This window comes from Streptomyces sp. NBC_01439 (genome assembly GCF_036227605.1).
GTDB lineage: Bacteria > Actinomycetota > Actinomycetes > Streptomycetales > Streptomycetaceae > Streptomyces.
The window spans coordinates 6,241,358-6,260,458 of record NZ_CP109487.1; the positions used below are offsets into that span (position 1 = coordinate 6,241,358).

A 19,101-nucleotide genomic window follows, 5' to 3' on the forward strand; every position below is an offset into this window, starting at 1 on the left:
CGTCAGGCCCTGCGGTCCCGCAGCTCGCGGATCCCCGCCACGGCGAGGACCAGTGCGGCCGCCCCCGAGGACCACAGCAGCTGGGGCCGTGCGGAATCGTCGAACAGCATCAGGACCAGCACCGCCGCCATTCCGAGCAGCGCCGCCCAGGTCGCGTACGGGAACAGCCACATCGGCAGGGTCAGCCGCTCGGGCATGTCCAGCTCGATCCGGCGGCGCAGCTTCAGCTGCGAGACGGCGATCAGCGCCCACACGAACAGCAGCACCGCGCCGACCGCGTTGAGCATGTAGAGGAAGATCGTGTCCGGCCACAGCAGGTTGAGCACCACCGACACGAAGCCGAAGGCCACCGAGGCGAACACCGCCCGGCGCGGCACCCCGCCGCCCGAGACCTTCAGCAGCGCCTGCGGCGCCTCACGGCGTTCGGCCAGCGAGAACACCATGCGCGAGGACCCGTACAGGTTCGCGTTCAGCGCCGACAGCAGGGCCACGAACACCACGATGTTCATGATCTGGCCGGCCCCCGGGATGCCGATGGAGTCGAGGACGGCGACGTACGGGCTCTCGCCCGGCTTCAGCGCGTTCCACGGCAGCAGGGTCACGATGACCACCATCGAGCCGACGTAGAAGAAGAGGATGCGCCACACCGCGCTGCGCACCGCCCGGGACACCGACCGCGCCGGGTCGTCCGATTCGGCGGCGGCGATGGTGACGACCTCCAGGCCGCCGAAGGCGAAGATGACGGCGAGCATGCCCGCGACCACTCCGCCGAAGCCCTCGGGGAAGAAGCCGCCCTGGCCGGTGAGGTTGGCCGTGCCGACCGGTTCCGTGTCCGGGAGCAGGCCGAAGACCGCGAGGGTGCCGAGGATCAGGAAGAGCACGATCGCGCCGACCTTCAGCGCGGCGAACCAGAACTCGAACTCGCCGAAGTTCTTCACGGCGGCCAGGTTGCTCACGGTGAAGACCACCATGAACAGCAGCACCCAGACCCACTGGTCGACCGAGGGCAGCCAGCCGTTCGCGATCTTCGCCGCACCGGTGGCCTCCACGGCCAGCACCACGACCAGCAGGAACCAGTACAGCCAGCCCGCCGAGAAGCCGGCCCAGCGCCCGAGCGCCCGCTCCGCGTAGACGGAGAACGAGCCCGAGGCGGGCATCGCGGCCGACATCTCGCCCAGCGCCCGCATCACCAGCATTGCGAGCAGGCCCGCGAGTAGATAGGAGCAGATGATCGCGGGACCGGCGATGCCGATGCCGGCGCCGGAGCCGACGAAGAGCCCGGCGCCGATGACGCCGCCGAGGCCCAGCATGGTCAGGTGGCGCTGCTTGAGGCTGTGGCTGAGGGGTTCCGCGGGCAGATCGCCCGTGGAGGAAGGTGCTTCTTCCAGGCGCTCACGCATGAAGGGTGCTCGTACTCTCGTTCGGGCCCAGTGGCGGTGGGAGCCCCGCGTCGGAATTGGCGGGATCCTACAGTCTCGCTGAGCGGCGGTCTTTCGTGCAAAACGGACGTGCTGTCCGATGTTCCTCGTGACCAGGATCACGCTGGCTCAGGCGTGGGGCATCGGCTTTGTGAAATCCCCACCAAAGCAGGGAGCGCGGCTTTGTCCCGGGCGGCGGTGGGGCGGCGGCGCGGCGCGCACTACCGTCGGTGATCGTCCCGCCACCCCCAACCCGTGGAGCCTCCCGATGAGCACTGCCTCCGTCTCCCTCCGGCCCGGCGCCGTCCTCGCCGACCTGCTGCCCGCGAGCCGCGTCCGCGACATCGCGCTCGTCGTCGGCGGCGCCGCGCTCACCGGGCTGGCCGCCCAGATCGCGGTTCCCGTTCCCGGCTCCCCGGTCCCCGTCACCGGCCAGACCTTCGCTGCACTGCTCGTCGGCACCGCCTTCGGGGCACGCCGCGGCTTCCTCTCGCTCGCGCTGTACGCCCTCGTCGGCATGGCCGGCGTGCCGTGGTTCGCGGGCGGGACCTCCGGCGCGGGCGGCGCTTCCTTCGGCTACGTGCTCGGCATGCTGCTCGCCGCCACCGTCGTCGGCGCCCTCGCGCGCCGGGGCGGTGACCGCTCGGTGCTGCGCACGGCCGGCCTGATGGTGCTGGGTTCGGCCGTGATCTACGCGGTGGGCGTGCCGTACCTGATGGCCGCCACCGGGATGTCCCTCGGCACGGCCGTCGCGAAGGGCGTGGTCCCGTTCCTGATCGGCGACGCCCTCAAGGCCGCGCTGGCCATGGGCGCCCTGCCGGCCGCCTGGAAGCTGGTCGGCCGCCGCGGCTGAGCGGCCCCCGCCACGCACCGGAGCCCGGCCCGCCTCCACGAGGCGGGCCGGGCTCCGGCGTACGTGCACGTGTGATCAGCCCTGCAGGGCCTTCTTGCGGCGGACGTCCAGGACCACGCCGACGAGCACGACCACACCGGCGACCAGGGTCGACAGGGTGACGACCTCGCGGTTGGCGTCGTCCACGAACATGTAGCCGATCACGAACATGATCAGTGCGGCGGTGGCCCAGGTCAGCCACGGGAACAGCCACATCTTCACGGTCAGCTTCTCCGGGGCCTCGCGGACCAGGATCCCGCGCATCCGCAGCTGGGTGAAGCAGATCACCAGCCACACGAAGAGCGCGATGGCACCCGAGGAGTTGAGGAGGAAGTTGAAGACCGTGTCCTTGAAGGCGTAGTTGAAGTAGACGGCGACGAAGCCGAAGACCGTGGAGCCCAGGATCGCGGCGACCGGCACACCGTTCTTGTTGACCTTGGCGAACGCCTTGGGGGCGTCGCCGCGCTCACCGAGCGAGAAGGCCATGCGGGAGGCGGTGTAGAGGCCCGAGTTCAGGCAGGACAGCACGGCGGTCAGGACGATGACCTCCATGATCGTGCCGGCGTGCGCGATGCCGATCGAGTCCAGGGCGGCGACGTACGAGCCCTTCTCGGTGATCGACTTGTCGTTCCACGGGAGCAGGGTCAGCACGATGAAGATCGAGCCGAGGTAGAAGACGCCGATCCGCCAGATGACGGAGTTGGTGGCCTGGGTGACCGCCTTGCGGGGGTTCTCCGACTCGCCGGCCGCCAGGGTGACGATCTCGCTGCCCATGAAGGAGAAGACGACCATCAGCACACCGGTGAGGACGGCGCCGTAGCCGTTGGGGAAGAAGCCGCCGGCGTCGGTCAGGTGGGCGAAGCCCGCACCCGGGTTGTCGGAGCCCGGCAGGAGGCCGAAGACGGCGAGCATGCCGACGATCACGAAGGCGCCGATGGCGACGACCTTGATGCCCGCGAACCAGAACTCGAACTCACCGTAGGAAGCGACCGAGCCGAGGTTGGTGGCGGTCAGCACCGCCATCACGATCAGTGCCCAGGCCCACTGCGGGACGGCCGGGATCCAGCTCTCCAGGATGGCGGCACCGGCGGTGGCCTCCACGGCGAGCACGACGACCCAGAAGAACCAGTAGAGCCAGCCGATGGAGAAGCCGGCCCAGCGGCCGAGCGCGCGGTCGGCGTAGGCCGAGAAGGAGCCCGAGTTCGGGCTGGCAGCGGCCATCTCGCCGAGCATCCGCATCACGAAGACCACCATGGCGCCGACGAGGGCGTAGGAGATCAGGATGGCGGGACCGGCCTTGGCGATGCCGCCACCGGAACCGACGAAGAGGCCGGCGCCGATGACGCCGCCAATGGCGATCATGGACAGGTGGCGGTTCTTGAGACCGGCCTTCAGACCGTCGGAGGGCTGGCCGTCACCGGGGTTCCCGGTGGGGCCGCCTTCCTTCTGAAGGGTCGTCGTGGAGCTCATGGACGGATCCTTAGGTTCTCGGGTTGCGAGCCCCGGCATTCAAACCTGAGATGAACGCGAGACGGAAGACCCCAATCCGGATCGTTGCCTTGGTGTGAACGTCCAGGAGGTGCCGCCGCCCTGTCCCATCTGCGTTCTTTGGGTTTACTTGAGCTTTAGAAGTGACTTACGCGACACCCGCTGCGGGCTGTCGGGCCTCCTCGTGCCACACTCGTCCCATGCGCGTGTACCTCGGATCCGACCATGCCGGCTTTGAGCTCAAGAACCACCTGGTGGACTGGCTCAAGAACAACGGCCACGAGCCCGTCGACTGTGGGCCCCACATCTACGACGCGGTGGACGACTACCCGCCGTTCTGCCTCCGCGCCGCGGAGAAGACCGCCGCCGACGCCGGCAGCCTCGGCATCGTGATCGGCGGCTCCGGCAACGGAGAGCAGATCGCCGCCAACAAGGTCAAGGGCGTCCGCGCCATCCTGGCCTGGAGCGTCCAGACCGCCCAGCTCGGCCGTGAGCACAACAACGCCAACGTCATCTCCGTCGGCGGCCGGATGCACACGCAGGACGAGGCCGTCAGCTTCATCGAGGCGTTCCTGGCGACCCCGTACTCCGACGAGGAGCGCCACACCCGCCGCATCGACATGCTCTCCGCCTACGAGACCACCGGCGAGCTCCCCCCGATCCCGGCCCACCACCCGCAGGGCTGATCCCGCTTCCGGCCGTACCGCCCCCTCCCGGGGGCGGTACGGCCGGTTTCTCTTTCCGAGGAGCTCCGCCGTGCCCGAGGGGCATACGATCCACCGCCTTGCCCAGGACCACGCCGAACGGTTCGCCGGCCGGCCGGTCCGCATCAGCAGCCCCCAGGGCCGCTTCGAGCAGAGCGCGGCCGTGCTCGACGGGCGCGTACTGGACGGCGCCGAGGCGCACGGCAAGCACCTCTTCCTGGAGCTGGGCGACGCCTGGATCCACATCCACCTCGGCCTCTTCGGCAAGCTCGGCTTCGGCCCCGCCCCGGCCCCGCCCGCCACGGACACCGTCCGGCTGCGCCTGATGAACGAGGACCACTACGCCGACCTGCGCGGCCCCACCGCCTGCGCACTGATCGGCGAGGGCGAGAAGAAGGCGATACACGACCGGCTCGGCCCGGACCCGCTGCGCGCCGACGACGACCCCGAACGGGCCTGGGTCCGGATCTCCCGCTCCCGCACCACCGTCGCCGCCCTCCTTATGGACCAGAAGATCGTCGCGGGCATCGGCAACGTCTACCGCGCCGAGGTCCTCTTCCGGCACGGCGTCGACCCCTACCGCCCGGGCCGGGACCTCACCCGCGGCGAATGGGACGCCATGTGGGCCGACCTGGTCGCGCTGATGCGCGAGGGCGTGCGCAACAACCGCATCGACACCGTCCGCGACGAGCACCTGCCCGAGGCCATGGGCCGGCCGCCGCGCGTCGACGACCACGGCGGCGAGGTGTACGTCTACCGGCGGGCGAACATGCCCTGCCACATCTGCGGCGGCGAGATCCGCACCGCCGACCTCGCCGCCCGCAACCTCTTCTGGTGCCCCGGCTGCCAGCCCCGCTGACGCGGTCGCCGGGTCACCAGGTCACCAGGTCACCAGGTCACCAGGTCGCCGGGTCACCGGGCCGCCAGGTCGCCGCCGGGCCGCCGGGCCGCCCGGGCGTTCGGTCGCGCCGCTTCTAGAAGCCGTGCGGCAGCCAGGGCGCCACGTCGCCCGCGAAGGCGCGCGAGGCCTCCGCGAGGGCTCCCGGGCGCAGCTCCCGTACCCGGCCCGCCGCGGCCAGCGAGGTGAGGGTGATCCCGCCCAGATATGCGGAACCCAGCTCCCGGACCGACAGCTCCAGGTCCGCCGGCTCCGCGGTGCGGGTGCACCGGGCGGCGCCCTCGGCGTCCGCGACCAGCCGCCACCGCCCCTCGTTCCACGGACAGAACGCGTCCTCGACCTCCACGACCACGTCCACCGCGGACCGGTACGAGCGCGCCTCCAGGGCCGCCGGCAGGTCCACCAGGCGCACGTGGAGGGAGTCGCGCGTGGTCGGCTTCGACCGCCTGATGTCGCTGACCAAGTGCAGCAGCGGGTCGTCCACCGGGCGCTTGGCGGCCCGTACGGTCCACGTCAGGTCGATGGAGAACAGGTAGCGCCACAGCGCGGCCGTCGCCGCCGGATCCAGTGCATCGAGGGCCTCGACCTGGACCGTCCCGTCCGAACCCGACGAGTTCCAGTCCGGTTTGACCCGGTAGCGGGCGTACCCGGCGACCTCGCCGTCCGCCCGTTCCGCCACCACGCACATCAGCGGGGAGGCGCCTCCCCGCTCCCCGGGCGGGTCCGTGACGGCCATCCGTTCCCAGCCGGGCTGCCGGGCCGGCGCCCCGGGCCGCCGGGTCACCAGGTCGGCGTACACCCGCTCGCAGGCGGCCAGCGACTTCTCCGGGTCGGCGAGCCGCAGCCGCACCCCGTCCGTCCCGGGCGGCACCTCGAGCCGCACGCGCGTCGTGTCGATCTCCAGGGACATGGCGTAGGTCGCGAGGCCGTACCCGAAGCGCCCGTAGATCGCCGGGTCGGAGGCCGTCAGTATGGCGAGCGGCTCACCGGCCGCCCGGACGTCGTCCAGCTGGCGCCGCATCAGAGAGCCGAGGATGCCGCGACGGCGGTGCGTCGGCGCGACTCCCACGAAGGACACCGCGGCCGCGGGCACCAGTGCGCCACCCTGCACCGAGAGGTGGAAGCTGAAGGCCGCCGCCGAGCCGACGCACGTCTCGCCCTGCCAGACCCCGAGCGCACGGTCCGGCTCCGTCAGGGCCCGGAACAGTGTCCGGCCCTCCGGAGGCTCGGCCACGCCGCCGAAGGCCAGCTCCAGGTGATCGAACCAGACATCCCACTCGTCTTGTTGCAAAACGCGCATCTCAAGATCCATGCCGTCATCCTCACCCGGACACTCCGTCGCAGTCGAAGAGTTTTCGGGCGTCCCGAGCCCCAGGTCCGGGGGTACCCCTGCGCATCCACAGTCAGGATGGATAGGGTCCCGAAGCAATGGCCGGAGCACGAGTGGAACCCCTCATGGCCCGGATGCGCATGATGTTGCACCGGGGCCGCACAGCCCTGCGCAAATCAGCCGTCGACTACTTCCGGGGCGACGCCTCCGACTGGCTCGCCTTCGGCGGACTGCTGCTCACCGTCCCCGCGATCGCCTGCGGCACGCTGATGCTGCCCGTCTGGTTCTCGCCGTCGGCGCTCGTCCTGCCGATCGTGGCCGGCGGCCTGCTCCTGCGCCCCGCCAGCCTCCTCGCCCTGTACGCCGCCTCCGCGACCGCACTGATCGTCGAGGCCCTCGTGCTCGGCCCCTACACCCAGGGACCGGCCAGGGTCACCCCCGGCACCGTGCTGGTGGTCGCGGCCTGCGGGTTCTTCGGCCTGGTCATCGCCCAGTTCCGCAGCCGCGTCGGCGTGCCCTGGAGACGCGGCGGCACCATGCTCTTCGACCTGCGCGAACGCATCCGGGTGCAGAGCAAACTACCCGCCCTGCCGCGCGGCTGGCACCGCGAGATGGCGCTGCGCCCGGCCGGCGGCCAGTCCTTCTCGGGCGACTTCGTGGTCGCGGCCCGCACCAACGGCGGCCGGACCCTGGAGATCGTCCTGACCGACGTCTCCGGCAAGGGCATGGAAGCCGGCTCCCGGGCCCTGCTCCTCTCCGGGGCCTTCGGCGGACTGCTCGGCGCGCTGCCCGCCCACGGCTTCCTGCCCGCCGCCAACGGCTACCTGCTCCGCCAGGACTGGGACGAGGGCTTCGCCACCTCCATCCACCTCGTCCTGGACCTGGAGACCGGCGACTACGAGCTCCTCTCGGCCGGCCACCTCCCCGCCCTCCAGCTCTCGGCGGGCACCGGCCGCTGGCAGGAGAAGTCCGGCGAGGGCCCGCTCCTCGGCGTCTACGACGGCGCCGAATTCATCCCCGCCCGCGGCAACCTGCGCCCCGGCGACGTCCTGATGCTCTTCACCGACGGCCTCGTCGAGACCTCCGACCGGGAGATCAGCGAGGGCATGGACCGCCTCACCGGCGAGGCCGACCGCTACGTCGCCGCCGGATGGGACGGCGCGGCCTGGCACTTGATCGAGAAGGTCGCCAAGGACGTCAACGACGACCGCGCGCTGCTGCTCATCCGCCGCTCCGCCTGACCACGGGGTGGGGTTTGCCCCACCGCCGGTCCGCCGGGCGGCGTCATGGCCGCCGGCCCACCATGATCCGTAGCGTCGGAGCCACGAGCAGGACGGCGGCGAGAGGCGGCACACCATGGGGCTCCGACGGAGCAAGCGACAGCAGGGGCAGTACGGGCAGCAGGGGCAGTACGAGCAGCACGGGCAGCACCCGCGGGCCGCACGGGAGGCGGACGACACCGCGGCCGCCGTCGAGCTGCGCGGCGTACGGCGGGCCTACGGACGCGGGGGCTCCGCCGTACACGCGCTGCGCGGGATCGACCTCAGCCTGCCGCGCGGCACCTTCACCGCCGTCATGGGACCTTCCGGCTCCGGCAAATCGACCTTCCTGCAGTGCGCCGCCGGACTCGACCTGCCCACCGAGGGATCCGTCCGGCTCGGCGGAACCGAGATCACCGCGATGAACGAGAACGAGCTCACCGAACTCCGCCGCAGCCGCCTCGGCTTCGTCTTCCAGGCCTTCAACCTGCTGCCGTCCCTTACCGTCGAGCAGAACGTACTGCTCCCGATGCGGCTCGCCGGCGGCCGCTCGGCGCACGAGGGCCGGGCCCGTGCCGCCGAGCTGCTCGCCCGCGTCGGCCTCGAGGGCAAGGGCGGCCGCCGCCCGGCCGAGCTGTCCGGCGGCCAGCAGCAGCGCGTGGCCATCGCCCGGGCCCTCGTCACCCGGCCCGACGTGGTCTTCGCCGACGAACCCACCGGTGCACTCGACACCACCACCGCGGCGGAGGTCCTCGGGCTGCTCCGGGACGCCGTCGACTCCTTGCGCGCCACCGTCGTCATGGTCACCCACGACCCGGCCGCCGCCGCCCACGCCGACCAGGTGCTCTTCCTCGCCGACGGCCTGATCGCGGACCGGCTGCCGCGCAGCTCCGCGGCGGCCGTCGCCGCCCGGATGGCCGCACTCACCGCCCCGGCCCGGGCGTACACGGGAGCAGCCGCCTGATCCGCAGATCCCGCAGATCCTCGACGGTTGCCGTGTTGCCGTGTTGCCGGGTCGCAGGGTCACCGCTTCCAGGGACCGACCCCCAGCTGCCCGGTGTTCCCGAGGCCAACGGGCCGGGTCAGGCGCAGGCCCAGCCGCGGCGCGCCCGGCTTCGGCGTCACCTCCAGCACCCAGCCCTCCACCGGTGGCACGGTCACGTCGGTGATCAGGTCGCGCCACAGCAGTGCCATCGACGCGGTCTGCCCAGGCGCCAGCGTCACGCGCTCCGGTGGCGCGTCCACGGCCGGCACCTCGGAGGTGATGGGCGCCGAGCCGTGCCCGATCGTCACCTCCAGCAGCTGGTCCTGCTTGTCGAGCAGCCGCACCTGCGGATAGCCCTCCAGCACGTACTCGTCCGTACCGCAGTTGACCAGCCGGTAGCCCGCCAGCCGCAGCCCCATCACGGCGTCCCCGGACCCCTCGACGAGCCGGACTCCGCCCTCGGGGCACGCCTCGGGGGCCGGTTCGGGCGCGGCCGGACTCGCGGGCGCAGTCGGAGTCGCAGTCGGCGTCGGAGTCGGCGGAGTCGGGGTCCGGCTCGGACCCGGGGGCTGTCCCGGCGCCCGGGTCGGCCCGGGCGCGGCCTTCGGCGCCGGCGGCGTCTCACACCCCGCAGCCCCGGCCAGCACCCCCGCCGCCACCGCGCCCCCGACGACGCCCCGTACCCACCGTCTCGTGATCATCCGCCGAGCCTACGACGGCCGGCCGCAGGACCGCGGCGGGGTCGCGGCGGGGTCGGGGCGGGGCCGGGCGGGGCCGGGGCGGGCCACTCGCCCTGGATTGGCCCGCCCGCACGGCACCCGCCCGGGCCTAACGTGCCCCCATGGACCGCACGCTCGCCGCCGATCTTGCCCGGCTCCCCGAACTCCTCGACGCCACCCGCGGCGCCGCCGCCGACGCGCTCGCCGCCCTGGACGCGCGCCCCGTCGTACCGCCCGCCGGAAAGCCGTACGACCCCGAGCCCCTCCCGGAGGGCGCCACCGGCACGGACGCCGCGCTCGCCGCCTTCCGCGACCGCTGGGAGCCGCGGCTGTCGGCCTCCGCGGGACCGCGCTACCTCGGCTTCGTCACGGGCGGCGCCACTCCCGCCGCCCTCGCCGGGGACTGGCTCACCGCCGTCCACGACCAGAACTCCAACTCCGGCCTCGACGGCGGCGGACAGGACCTCGAACGCGAGACCGTCGGCTGGCTCCGCGACCTCTTCGGCCTGACCGCCGCCCACTCCGGCACCTTCGTCTCCGGCGCCACCATGTCCAACACCACCGGCCTCGCCGTCGCCCGCGAATGGCTCGGCGAACGCCTCGGCGTGTCCCCGGCCGAGGACGGTGCGGCGGCCCTCGGCCCCGTCCGCGTGCTCTCCGGCGCCCCGCACTCCTCGATCGCCAAGGCCCTCTCGGTGCTGGGCCTCGGCCGCAACTCCCTGGTCCAGGTGCCCACCCTGCCCGGCCGCGAGGCCGTCGACCCCGCCGCCCTGGACCGGGCGCTGGCCGACACCCCCGGACCGGCCGTGGTCGTCGCCAACGCGGGCACCGTCAACACCGTCGACTTCGACGACCTCCGGGCGATCGAAGCCCTGCGCGAGCGCCACGACTTCTGGCTGCACACCGACGCCGCCTTCGGGGCCTTCGCCGCCCTCTCCCCGGAGCACGCGCACCTCGTCGACGGCCTCGACGCCTCCGACTCCGTCTGCGTGGACCTGCACAAATGGCTCAACGTCCCCTACGACAGCGCCGTCCAGTTCACCCGCCGGCGCGACCTGCAGGCCCGCGTCTTCCAGAACTCCGCCGCCTACCTCGGTCCCCTCGGCGACCACCCCGACCTCGTCCACCTCACCCCCGAGAACTCCCACCGGCTGCGCGCCCTCGCCGCCTGGTTCACGCTCCGCGCGTACGGCCGCCAGGGCCACCGGGAGATCGTCGAACGCGACATCGCCTGCGCCCGCGCGCTGGGCGCCGCCCTGGAGGCGGACCCCGCCTTCACCCTCCTCGCCCCGGTCCGCCTGAACGTCGTCTGCTTCACCCTCGCCGAAGCCCCCACCCCGGAGCGCCTCACCGCCCTGCGGGAGGCGGCGGCCGCCGAGGTGTTCGTCACTCCCACCGTCTACGGGGGAACCGCCGCCCTGCGTGCCGCGTTCTCCAACTGGCGTACCACGCAAGCGGACGTACGCCGGGCAGCGGAGGCCCTCGGCGCAGCGGCAAGGGAGATCGCATGACCAACAGCCCCCTGACTCTGATCGAGGTCGAGTCCCTGGCGCGCAGCGCGCACGAGGGCCAGACCGACAAGGCCGGCCGGCCGTACGCCGAACACCTCGCGGCCGTGGCCGAGGGCGTGCGGCTGCGCGGCGGCACCGCCGAACAGCAGGCGGCGGCCTGGCTCCACGACGCCATCGAGGACGAGGCCCTCAGCCTTACCTGGCTGGACGCGGCGGCCCTCCCGCAGACGGTGAAGGACATGGTCCTCGCGGTCACCAAACGCCCGGACGAACCGGTCGAGCAGTACGCGGCCCGCATCCTGGCCACCCCGGGCGCGCTGCTCATCAAGGAGGCCGACCTCGCGCACAACGCGGACCCCGTACGCCTCTCCGTGCTGGACGGCCCCACGCGCGAGCGACTGTCCGCAAAGTATGCGAATATCCGTTCCCTCCTCGGCCTCACCACCTCGTGACCCGTGCCCCGCGCCCGAAATATTCCTGTCGCACGTGTGGTTGGCGGAAACGGAACCACGGCTGTTCGGTACGGGGCGTATAGCCGGGGCCCGTTGGTGGGAGGATGGTCCATGTGGGGGTGTGCCTGGCCGTGCGCCCCGGGCCGACCAGGGGACGACCGAAGGTGTGATCAGTAGTGGCCATTTCGCTGTCAGTGGTGGTTCTGTTGGCGGTCATTCTGGTGGTGCTGATCCGCGGCAACCACATCAAAACGGGCCCCGCCATCGTCGCGGCGCTCTTCGGCTTCTTCCTCGCGTCCAGCTCGATCGCGGACGACGTGAACCGTTTCCTCAACTCCCTCGCGACGATGATCGCGAACATCAAGCTCTGACCCCGGGCCCGCTCCAGCCCCGGGGGCGTGGCGGACGCCGCGCTCACCTCACCCGAGCCTCGGCGACCCCGCACCTTGGGGACGGGTCAGCCGGAGCCCTCGGCGACCCGCCGCCAATACCGCTCCGCGAGGACCGGTAGCAGCAGGAAGAACAGCGCGGCTGCGCCCGACAGCGCGGCCAGCATGGCCAACGGGCCACCCCACAGGTCTCCCTCGTTGGCGACGATCCGCGGATCCTCCGCCCGGTACCGGACCGTCAGCTGGGTGCCGGCCGGGTTCTTGCCGCCGCTGCTGCCCGTCGGCAGGTTCGTCACCACGGTCCGCCCGCCGGCCTCGAACTCGACCCGGCACCTGCCCAGCACGCACGAGCCGCCCGATCGCAACGTCGCCCGAGCCTGCTCGCCGTCGCGGAGCGAGCGCAGGTGCTGGGCTGCCGGAAGCATCACCAGTACCGACAGGGCGGCCAGCAGCAGCGCGATCACCAGCGGTACCACCAGAGTCCCGCGCGGCCCCACGCGGCGCGATGCGCTGTCCAATTCCCGTCCCCCCCGTTCCCCGTGGAACAGACTGTCAGAGCAGCCGACTTGGCATCACGGAGCGGTGTCGGCACACCCCTGCCCACCCTGGCTGCCCGAGGTCGGCAACAAAGGCGCAGGCCCCGAACCTCAGGGGAAGCTCTGAATGCGGCTGCAGGCCCGCCGGAACCGTCACCTCCGGGAGACCATGCGGGCGATGCGTGTCCGGAAGGCGGGGCGGGAGGCGGCATGGCAAGGGCGTACCGGCGAACGGGAGCGGGCAACGGCGATGACGTACTGGACCTGTACGAGTACGCCTACCTCGCCGGCGGCGAGCGGCGGGTCGTGGAGAGCGCGATCATCTCGCTCGTCGAACACGGGACGCTGTCCCTGCGGGCCGCTCGGCTGCGCACCATCGGCGCAGAGCTCCCGCAGCATCCGGTCGAACGCGCGGTGATCGCAGCCTGCCCGCGGAGCAAGCGCGTCCGGGAGGTGTTCGAGGCGCTCGGGCACTGCGACGAGGTCGACGAACTCGCCCGCCGGCTCGTCCTCCTCGGCCTCGTGGGCAACTGGCGACGACGGACCACCCGGGCGGGGCGCCGCCGCTTGGCGGCCGCAGTGGCCGAGGGAAGCCTTCCCCCGTACGTACTGGAAGGCCCCGCACGCCTCGACCCGGGCCCCGTCCAGTACGGACTGTTCGAGGCCGCCCCCGACGGCCTCGGACGCACCCTGCGCCGCATGGGCAAGGCCCTCGACAACGAGTCCGATCACCACGCGCACGCGCACGCGGAGGGCGGCTTCAGCTGTGGCGGGGGCGGGGGCGGAGACTGAGGGAACGCGCGGCGCGGCACCGGACCCGTCACCGTTGTGCGGCACCTGCGCAGGGCGGGCCGACGAGGGTCCGGTGGTACCGGGTGTAGGACTCGAAGACCTCGGCGACCTGGAAGCCGAGCCTGGTCAAGACGGCGCCGCTCTTGTCGTTTCCGTGGGTGACGCCCGCGAACACGTCGGTGGCGCCCAGCGCAGTGGCCCCGTAGTCGATCAGCGCGCGGCAGGCCGCCGTGGCGTACCCGTGTCCCGTTGCCTCGTGGTCGAGCCAGTACCCGAATCCGTACGCGGGCGGGTTGGCGGCCACGAGGTCGACACGGCCGATGAGGGAACCCCTGAGCAGGATGCCGCAGCGGAGGGACGGATCGGGAGCGTCGAGCAGCTCGGCGCGGGCCGTCTCGTAGTCCGATGCGGCCAGCGCTTCGTAGTCGCCGTGCCGGGTGAGGTGCTCGCGATTTCGATCGATGAGCCCGTAGTACTCATCGGCCTGTTCGACACTGAGCACACGCAAGGTCAATCCGGCGACTTCGGTCGTGAGCCCGGTTGCGACGCTCTGGTCGTGATGTCCACGAGCCATGCCGACCGACCCTACGGCAGGACCCTCCCGGACCGGGCCACACGTTCATGATCTTCGGCACACGGGCGGCGCGCCCGCCGCGTCAACGGGCTTCGGCACAAGGAGGTTGAAGACGCGCACGGGCCACGGCACTGCCCGCACCGATCGCGACCGGCTGATCGCGACCCCGGGAACGACGGAGGGCCAGGTCGAGGAGATGCCCTCTGACCTGGCCCTTCGTACTTCTGAGCGGGTGACGGGAATCGAACCCGCGTAGCTAGTTTGGAAGACTAGTGCTCTACCATTGAGCTACACCCGCAATGCGCGCGCCGCAGGTCCGGGGACCTCGGCACGGACAGCATCCTAGCGGGTCGCTCCCGGTGGGTGCACACCACATTCGGCGTCGTGGCGGAGGTCCGCCCGAAATGCCTTCGGAAACCCGGCGCATCAGAGTGTCTCCGGGCATGTACCCTACGTGTCGCACCGACGGGGTGTGGCGCAGCTTGGTAGCGCGTCCGCTTTGGGAGCGGAAGGTCGTCGGTTCGAATCCGGCCACCCCGACCAGCAGCAGTGTCTCCGCAAGATCGCGTTGTGGGCTGATTGCCGCTTGCGGTTACTATGCAAGCTGCGTGCCCGTGTGTCTGATGTACCGGGCCGAAGTCCGCTGAACCGCTGAATCACAGCGCGACGGCAGAATCCCCAGCAGTCAGCCACAAGGAGACCGAACCGTGAAGAGCGCCGTGGAGACCCTGAACCCGACTCGGGTTCGGCTCACTGTTGAGGTGCCCTTCGAGGAGCTCAAGGACAGCCTCGACGCGGCGTACAAGAAGATCAACCAGCAGGTCACGGTGAAGGGCTTCCGCAAGGGCAAGATCCCGGCCCGCGTCATCGACCAGCGCTTCGGCCGCGGTGCGGTGCTGGAGGAGGCCGTCAACGACGCGCTCCCGAAGTTCTACACCGAGGCCGTCAACGAGGCCGACCTGAACCCGCTGGGCCAGCCGGACGTGGACATCACCGAGCTGAAGGACGGCGAGGTCCTCGCCTTCACCGCCGAGGTCGACGTCCGTCCCGAGATCGAGATCCCGGACTTCTCCGGCATCGAGGTCGAGGTCGACGCCATCGAGGTCTCGGACGAGGACGTCGAGAAGTCCGTCGAGCAGCTGCGCGGCCGCTTCGCGTCCACCACGGACGTCGAGCGCGCCGCCGCCGAGGGTGACGTCGTCACCATCGACCTCGAGGCCAAGGTCGACGGCGAGGTGCTGCCCGACGGCGTCGCCTCCGACGTCTCCTACACCATCGGCTCGGGCGAGCTCCTCGAGGGCATCGACGAGGCCGTCACCGGCCTGGAGGCCGGCGGCGAGGCCACCTTCACCTCGCAGCTGAAGGGCGGCTCCGCCGAGGGCAAGGACGCCGAGGTCACCGTCAAGGTCACCAAGGTCTCCGCCAAGGAGCTCCCGGCGCTGGACGACGAGTTCGCGCAGCTCGCGAGCGAGTTCGACACCATCGAGGACCTCAAGGCGGACAGCCGCAAGCGCCTCGAGAACATGAAGCAGTACGACCAGGCCACGCAGGCCCAGGAGCGCGTCCTGGAGAAGCTGCTGGAGCTCGTCGAGGTCCCGATCCCCGAGAAGCTCCTCGCGGACGAGGTCCAGACCCGCAAGCACAACCTGGAGCACCACCAGCTCGGCCAGATGGGTCTGACCATCGAGAAGTACCTGGAGTTCCAGGGCAAGACGGTCGAGGAGTTCGACGCCGAGACCTCCGAGCAGGCGATCAAGGGCATCAAGACCCAGTTCGTCCTCGACGCGCTGGTCAACAAGGAGAAGCTGGGCGTCAACCAGGAGGAGCTCACCGAGCACCTCATGCGCCGCGCCGCTTCCTCCGGCATGTCCCCCGACCAGTTCGCCCAGGCCGTGGTCGAGGGTGGCCAGGTTCCGATGCTGGTCGGCGAGGTCGCCCGCGGCAAGGCCCTCGCGGTCGTCGTCGAGGCCGCCAAGGTCGTCGACACCAACGGCGAGGTCGTGGACATGTCCGACGAGGACGAGGAGCAGGCCGCCGAGACCGTCGAGGCCGCCGTCGACGGCGACGACGAGGTCAAGGCCGAAGAGGCCAAGTAACACCCCGGGCGAAGCCCACTGAGAAGTGCCCCGAAGGGCCCGGACGCAGTCGTGTCCGGGCCCTTCGGTATGGGCCCCGTAAGGCCCCCGGAGCTTGCGCTCCGAGCGAACAGTTCGGGAAGCGGGATGGCGTTGTCCTACCTGCGCGTTAGGGTCCATGAATACGAGGGCACGTGAGTACCCGGGCGCCGGCGGACCCGTCCGCTCCGGCCGGACCGGACCGGACCCCAGAACGAGACGCTGAGACGGCACATGGCCGTCGGAGACGAGCAGGTGGATACGTGACGAATCTGAAGCCTTACGCCGCGGGTGAGCCGTCCATCGGTGGCGGCCTCGGCGACCATGTCTACAACCGGCTGCTCGGCGAGCGCATCATCTTCCTCGGTCAGCAGGTCGACGACGAGATCGCGAACAAGATCACCGCGCAGCTCCTGCTCCTGGCCGCCGAGCCGGAGAAGGACATCTTCCTCTACATCAACAGCCCCGGTGGCTCGGTGACGGCCGGCATGGCCGTCTACGACACCATGCAGTACATCCCGAACGACGTCGTCACCATCGGCATGGGCATGGCGGCCTCCATGGGCCAGTTCCTGCTCACCGGCGGCGCCAAGGGCAAGCGCTTCGCCCTGCCGAACACCGACGTCCTGATGCACCAGGGCTCCGCCGGCATCGGCGGCACCGCCTCCGACATCAAGATCCAGGCCCAGTACCTGCTGCGCACCAAGCAGCGCATGGCCGAGATCACCGCGTTCCACTCGGGTCAGTCCGTCGAGGCGATCATCCGTGACGGTGACCGCGACCGCTGGTTCACCGCCGAGGAGGCCAAGGAGTACGGCCTCATCGACGACATCATGTCGGCCGCGTCCAACGTGCCGGGCGGCGGCGGCACCGGGGCCTGATCCCCCGCCCCGCAACGAAGCCGACAGCCCGCAGAACGCCACCAGGATGGTGAACACCCAGATGCAGAACAACTTCTCCGCGAGCGGCCTCTACACCGGCCCGCAGGTGGACAACCGCTACGTCATCCCGCGCTTCGTCGAGCGCACCTCGCAGGGCGTGCGCGAGTACGACCCGTACGCGAAGCTCTTCGAGGAGCGCGTGATCTTCCTCGGCGTGCAGATCGACGACGCGTCAGCCAACGACGTCATGGCGCAGCTGCTGTGCCTGGAGTCGATGGACCCGGACCGCGACATCTCCATCTACATCAACAGCCCCGGTGGCTCCTTCACCGCGCTGACGGCGATCTACGACACGATGCAGTTCGTGAAGCCGGACATCCAGACGGTCTGCATGGGCCAGGCGGCCTCCGCCGCCGCGGTCCTGCTGGCCGCCGGTACCCCCGGCAAGCGCATGGCCCTGCCGAACGCCCGCGTGCTGATCCACCAGCCCTCCGGTGGCACCGGCCGCGAGCAGCTCTCCGACCTGGAGATCGCGGCCAACGAGATCCTGCGCATGCGCGACCAGCTGGAGACCATGCTGGCCAAGCACTCGACGACGCCGATCGAGAAGATCCGCGACGACATCGAGCGCGACAAGATCCTGACGGCCGAGGACGCCCTCGCGTACGGCCTGATCGACCAGATCGTCTCGACCCGCAAGAACTCCCACTGATCCTTGCCACCAGTTGACACGGGCACATCGTCGGATTCGGCGATGTGAACCACGTCAAGGGGGCCCCGCACGGGGCCCCCGGCAAGGTACCGTCGGATATGAGGCACCAGGAGCGCTGAACCAGGCGTCTCCCAGGCGAAGGGGAAGCACCTCGTGGCACGCATCGGTGACGGCGGCGATCTGCTCAAGTGCTCGTTCTGCGGAAAGAGCCAGAAGCAGGTGAAGAAGCTCATCGCAGGACCCGGTGTTTACATCTGCGACGAGTGCATCGACCTCTGCAACGAGATCATTGAAGAGGAGCTCGCGGAGACCTCCGAGGTCCGGTGGGAGGAACTCCCCAAGCCCCGTGAGATCTACGAGTTCCTGGAGAGCTACGTCGTCGGCCAGGAGCCGGCGAAGAAGGCGCTCTCGGTAGCGGTCTACAACCACTACAAGCGCGTGCAGGCCGGCGAGAACGGCGGCGCGCAGGGCCGGGACGACGCGATCGAGCTCGCCAAGTCCAACATCCTGCTGCTGGGCCCCACGGGCTCGGGCAAGACGCTGCTCGCGCAGACCCTCGCCCGCATGCTGAACGTCCCCTTCGCCATCGCCGACGCGACGGCGCTGACGGAGGCCGGCTACGTCGGCGAGGACGTCGAGAACATCCTGCTGAAGCTGATCCAGGCCGCCGACTACGACGTCAAGAAGGCCGAGACCGGGATCATCTACATCGACGAGATCGACAAGGTGGCCCGCAAGAGCGAGAACCCGTCGATCACGCGCGACGTGAGCGGCGAGGGCGTGCAGCAGGCCCTCCTGAAGATCCTGGAAGGCACGACCGCCTCCGTACCGCCGCAGGGCGGACGGAAGCACCCGCACCAGGAGTTCATCCAGATCGACACGACGAACGTGCTCTTCATCGTGGGCGGCGCCTTCGCCGGCCTGGAGAAGATCATCGAGTCGCGTGCGGGCGCCAAGGGCATCGGCTTCGGGGCGACGATCCGCTCGAAGCGCGAGATCGAGGCCAGTGACCAGTTCCAGGAGGTCATGCCGGAGGACCTGGTGAAGTTCGGGATGATCCCCGAGTTCATCGGCCGCCTCCCCGTGCTGACCTCCGTGCACAACCTGGACCGCGAGGCCCTGCTCCAGATCCTGATCGAGCCGCGCAACGCGCTGGTCAAGCAGTACCAGCGGCTGTTCGAACTCGACGGTGTGGAGCTGGACTTCGAGCGCGAGGCGCTGGAGGCCATCGCGGACCAGGCGATCCTCCGCCAGACGGGCGCGCGCGGCCTGCGCGCCATCATGGAAGAGGTCCTGATGTCGGTGATGTACGAGGTCCCGTCCCGCAAGGACGTGGCCCGCGTGGTCATCACCTCCGAGGTGGTCCGCTCCAACGTCAACCCGACGCTGGTCCCCCGGATCGTCCCGAAGGACCAGGGCCCGCACGAGAAGTCGGCGTAGCCGCAAC

The 19,101-nt window shown here is 70.8% G+C and carries 19 protein-coding genes and 2 tRNA genes; 14 read left to right on the top strand and 7 right to left on the bottom strand.

The window, feature by feature from the left end; all coding sequences use genetic code 11:
- Nucleotides 1–2: 2 nt before the first annotated feature.
- Nucleotides 3–1,400, bottom strand: a complete 1,398-nt coding sequence (locus OG207_RS28185; protein ID WP_329102042.1) for an amino acid permease — start codon at nt 1,398–1,400, stop codon at nt 3–5.
- A gap of 286 nt (nt 1,401–1,686) precedes the next feature.
- Here OG207_RS28185 and OG207_RS28190 point away from each other — a divergent pair, with 286 nt between their 5' ends.
- Nucleotides 1,687–2,271 carry a biotin transporter BioY gene (locus tag OG207_RS28190; RefSeq protein ID WP_329102044.1) on the top strand — a complete coding sequence of 195 codons (585 nt, stop codon included), beginning with the start codon at nt 1,687–1,689 and terminating at the stop codon, nt 2,269–2,271.
- 75 nt (nt 2,272–2,346) lie between these two features.
- Here OG207_RS28190 and OG207_RS28195 read toward each other — a convergent pair whose 3' ends face one another.
- Complete coding sequence (locus OG207_RS28195) at nt 2,347–3,780, bottom strand: amino acid permease (protein WP_329102046.1); 1,434 nt, start codon at nt 3,778–3,780, stop codon at nt 2,347–2,349.
- Nucleotides 3,781–3,998: 218 nt separating this feature from the next.
- Here OG207_RS28195 and OG207_RS28200 point away from each other — a divergent pair, with 218 nt between their 5' ends.
- Together OG207_RS28200 and OG207_RS28205 are read left to right on the top strand one after the other, a co-directional pair.
- The gene (locus tag OG207_RS28200; RefSeq protein ID WP_030010996.1) at nt 3,999–4,484 is read left to right on the top strand and encodes a ribose-5-phosphate isomerase; all 486 of its coding nucleotides are present in this window, start codon (nt 3,999–4,001) and stop codon (nt 4,482–4,484) included.
- Nucleotides 4,485–4,554: 70 nt separating this feature from the next.
- Nucleotides 4,555–5,361 carry an Fpg/Nei family DNA glycosylase gene (locus tag OG207_RS28205; protein WP_329102049.1) on the top strand — a complete coding sequence of 269 codons (807 nt, stop codon included), beginning with the start codon at nt 4,555–4,557 and terminating at the stop codon, nt 5,359–5,361.
- A 115-nt stretch (nt 5,362–5,476) separates the two neighbouring features.
- Here OG207_RS28205 and OG207_RS28210 read toward each other — a convergent pair whose 3' ends face one another.
- On the bottom strand, nt 5,477–6,712 hold the full coding sequence (locus OG207_RS28210) for a GNAT family N-acetyltransferase (RefSeq protein ID WP_329102051.1): 1,236 nt from the start codon (nt 6,710–6,712) through the stop codon (nt 5,477–5,479).
- Between the two features lie 116 nt (nt 6,713–6,828).
- Here OG207_RS28210 and OG207_RS28215 point away from each other — a divergent pair, with 116 nt between their 5' ends.
- Nucleotides 6,829–7,971, top strand: coding sequence for a PP2C family protein-serine/threonine phosphatase (locus OG207_RS28215; RefSeq protein WP_329102053.1), 1,143 nt, complete (start codon nt 6,829–6,831; stop codon nt 7,969–7,971).
- A gap of 115 nt (nt 7,972–8,086) precedes the next feature.
- On the top strand, nt 8,087–8,953 hold the full coding sequence (locus tag OG207_RS28220) for an ABC transporter ATP-binding protein (protein ID WP_329102054.1): 867 nt from the start codon (nt 8,087–8,089) through the stop codon (nt 8,951–8,953).
- Between the two features lie 59 nt (nt 8,954–9,012).
- Here OG207_RS28220 and OG207_RS28225 read toward each other — a convergent pair whose 3' ends face one another.
- Nucleotides 9,013–9,675, bottom strand: coding sequence for a DUF4232 domain-containing protein (locus tag OG207_RS28225; protein WP_329102056.1), 663 nt, complete (start codon nt 9,673–9,675; stop codon nt 9,013–9,015).
- A 140-nt stretch (nt 9,676–9,815) separates the two neighbouring features.
- Here OG207_RS28225 and OG207_RS28230 point away from each other — a divergent pair, with 140 nt between their 5' ends.
- From OG207_RS28230 to OG207_RS28240, 3 genes are all read left to right on the top strand, one after another.
- Entirely contained in the window at nt 9,816–11,204 is a 1,389-nt protein-coding gene (locus OG207_RS28230) for a pyridoxal phosphate-dependent decarboxylase family protein (RefSeq protein WP_329102059.1), read from the top strand.
- A complete protein-coding gene (locus OG207_RS28235) occupies nt 11,201–11,656 on the top strand; it encodes an HD domain-containing protein (RefSeq protein WP_329102061.1) in 456 nt (151 codons plus the stop codon). Before OG207_RS28230 ends, OG207_RS28235 begins: the two co-directional genes overlap by 4 nt.
- Before the next feature lie 176 nt (nt 11,657–11,832).
- A complete protein-coding gene (locus OG207_RS28240) occupies nt 11,833–12,027 on the top strand; it encodes a membrane protein (protein ID WP_030008564.1) in 195 nt (64 codons plus the stop codon).
- A gap of 86 nt (nt 12,028–12,113) precedes the next feature.
- On the opposite strand, the gene OG207_RS28245 is transcribed toward OG207_RS28240, so the two are convergent.
- Complete coding sequence (locus OG207_RS28245; protein ID WP_329102063.1) at nt 12,114–12,563, bottom strand: DUF3592 domain-containing protein; 450 nt, start codon at nt 12,561–12,563, stop codon at nt 12,114–12,116.
- 228 nt (nt 12,564–12,791) lie between these two features.
- Here OG207_RS28245 and OG207_RS28250 point away from each other — a divergent pair, with 228 nt between their 5' ends.
- The gene (locus OG207_RS28250) at nt 12,792–13,373 is read left to right on the top strand and encodes a TIGR04222 domain-containing membrane protein (RefSeq protein WP_329102065.1); all 582 of its coding nucleotides are present in this window, start codon (nt 12,792–12,794) and stop codon (nt 13,371–13,373) included.
- 28 nt (nt 13,374–13,401) lie between these two features.
- Here the strand turns inward: OG207_RS28250 and OG207_RS28255 are convergent, their stop codons facing one another.
- Together OG207_RS28255 and OG207_RS28260 are read right to left on the bottom strand one after the other, a co-directional pair.
- On the bottom strand, nt 13,402–13,947 hold the full coding sequence (locus tag OG207_RS28255) for a GNAT family N-acetyltransferase (protein ID WP_329102066.1): 546 nt from the start codon (nt 13,945–13,947) through the stop codon (nt 13,402–13,404).
- A gap of 227 nt (nt 13,948–14,174) precedes the next feature.
- Nucleotides 14,175–14,245 (bottom strand) — tRNA-Gly (locus tag OG207_RS28260).
- 168 nt (nt 14,246–14,413) lie between these two features.
- Between OG207_RS28260 and OG207_RS28265 the strand changes: the two genes are divergently transcribed.
- The 5 genes from OG207_RS28265 to clpX all read left to right on the top strand — a co-directional run bounded on the left by OG207_RS28265 (nt 14,414) and on the right by clpX (nt 19,094).
- A tRNA-Pro gene (locus OG207_RS28265) sits at nt 14,414–14,490 on the top strand.
- Between the two features lie 164 nt (nt 14,491–14,654).
- Nucleotides 14,655–16,043, top strand: a complete 1,389-nt coding sequence (tig, locus tag OG207_RS28270; protein WP_329102068.1) for a trigger factor — start codon at nt 14,655–14,657, stop codon at nt 16,041–16,043.
- Between the two features lie 281 nt (nt 16,044–16,324).
- Nucleotides 16,325–16,942, top strand: a complete 618-nt coding sequence (locus tag OG207_RS28275) for an ATP-dependent Clp protease proteolytic subunit (RefSeq protein WP_329102070.1) — start codon at nt 16,325–16,327, stop codon at nt 16,940–16,942.
- A 46-nt stretch (nt 16,943–16,988) separates the two neighbouring features.
- Entirely contained in the window at nt 16,989–17,654 is a 666-nt protein-coding gene (locus OG207_RS28280; protein ID WP_150257432.1) for an ATP-dependent Clp protease proteolytic subunit, read from the top strand.
- 153 nt (nt 17,655–17,807) lie between these two features.
- Entirely contained in the window at nt 17,808–19,094 is a 1,287-nt protein-coding gene (clpX, locus tag OG207_RS28285) for an ATP-dependent Clp protease ATP-binding subunit ClpX (RefSeq protein ID WP_030008569.1), read from the top strand.
- Nucleotides 19,095–19,101: the final 7 nt, after the last annotated feature.

Excerpts from the sequence above, each read along its gene's own strand:
- OG207_RS28210 (WP_329102051.1), bottom strand. The coding sequence starts at position 6,712 with ATGGATCTTGAGATGCGCGTTTTGCAACAAGACGAGTGGGATGTCTGG.
- OG207_RS28235 (WP_329102061.1), top strand. The coding sequence starts at position 11,201 with ATGACCAACAGCCCCCTGACTCTGATCGAGGTCGAGTCCCTGGCGCGC.
- OG207_RS28230 (WP_329102059.1), top strand. The coding sequence starts at position 9,816 with ATGGACCGCACGCTCGCCGCCGATCTTGCCCGGCTCCCCGAACTCCTC.
- OG207_RS28280 (WP_150257432.1), top strand. The coding sequence starts at position 16,989 with ATGGTGAACACCCAGATGCAGAACAACTTCTCCGCGAGCGGCCTCTAC.
- OG207_RS28185 (WP_329102042.1), bottom strand. The coding sequence starts at position 1,400 with ATGCGTGAGCGCCTGGAAGAAGCACCTTCCTCCACGGGCGATCTGCCC.
- OG207_RS28190 (WP_329102044.1), top strand. The coding sequence starts at position 1,687 with ATGAGCACTGCCTCCGTCTCCCTCCGGCCCGGCGCCGTCCTCGCCGAC.
- OG207_RS28255 (WP_329102066.1), bottom strand. The coding sequence starts at position 13,947 with ATGGCTCGTGGACATCACGACCAGAGCGTCGCAACCGGGCTCACGACC.
- OG207_RS28195 (WP_329102046.1), bottom strand. The coding sequence starts at position 3,780 with ATGAGCTCCACGACGACCCTTCAGAAGGAAGGCGGCCCCACCGGGAAC.
- OG207_RS28250 (WP_329102065.1), top strand. The coding sequence starts at position 12,792 with ATGGCAAGGGCGTACCGGCGAACGGGAGCGGGCAACGGCGATGACGTA.
- OG207_RS28220 (WP_329102054.1), top strand. The coding sequence starts at position 8,087 with ATGGGGCTCCGACGGAGCAAGCGACAGCAGGGGCAGTACGGGCAGCAG.
- OG207_RS28225 (WP_329102056.1), bottom strand. The coding sequence starts at position 9,675 with ATGATCACGAGACGGTGGGTACGGGGCGTCGTCGGGGGCGCGGTGGCG.
- OG207_RS28200 (WP_030010996.1), top strand. The coding sequence starts at position 3,999 with ATGCGCGTGTACCTCGGATCCGACCATGCCGGCTTTGAGCTCAAGAAC.
- OG207_RS28215 (WP_329102053.1), top strand. The coding sequence starts at position 6,829 with ATGGCCGGAGCACGAGTGGAACCCCTCATGGCCCGGATGCGCATGATG.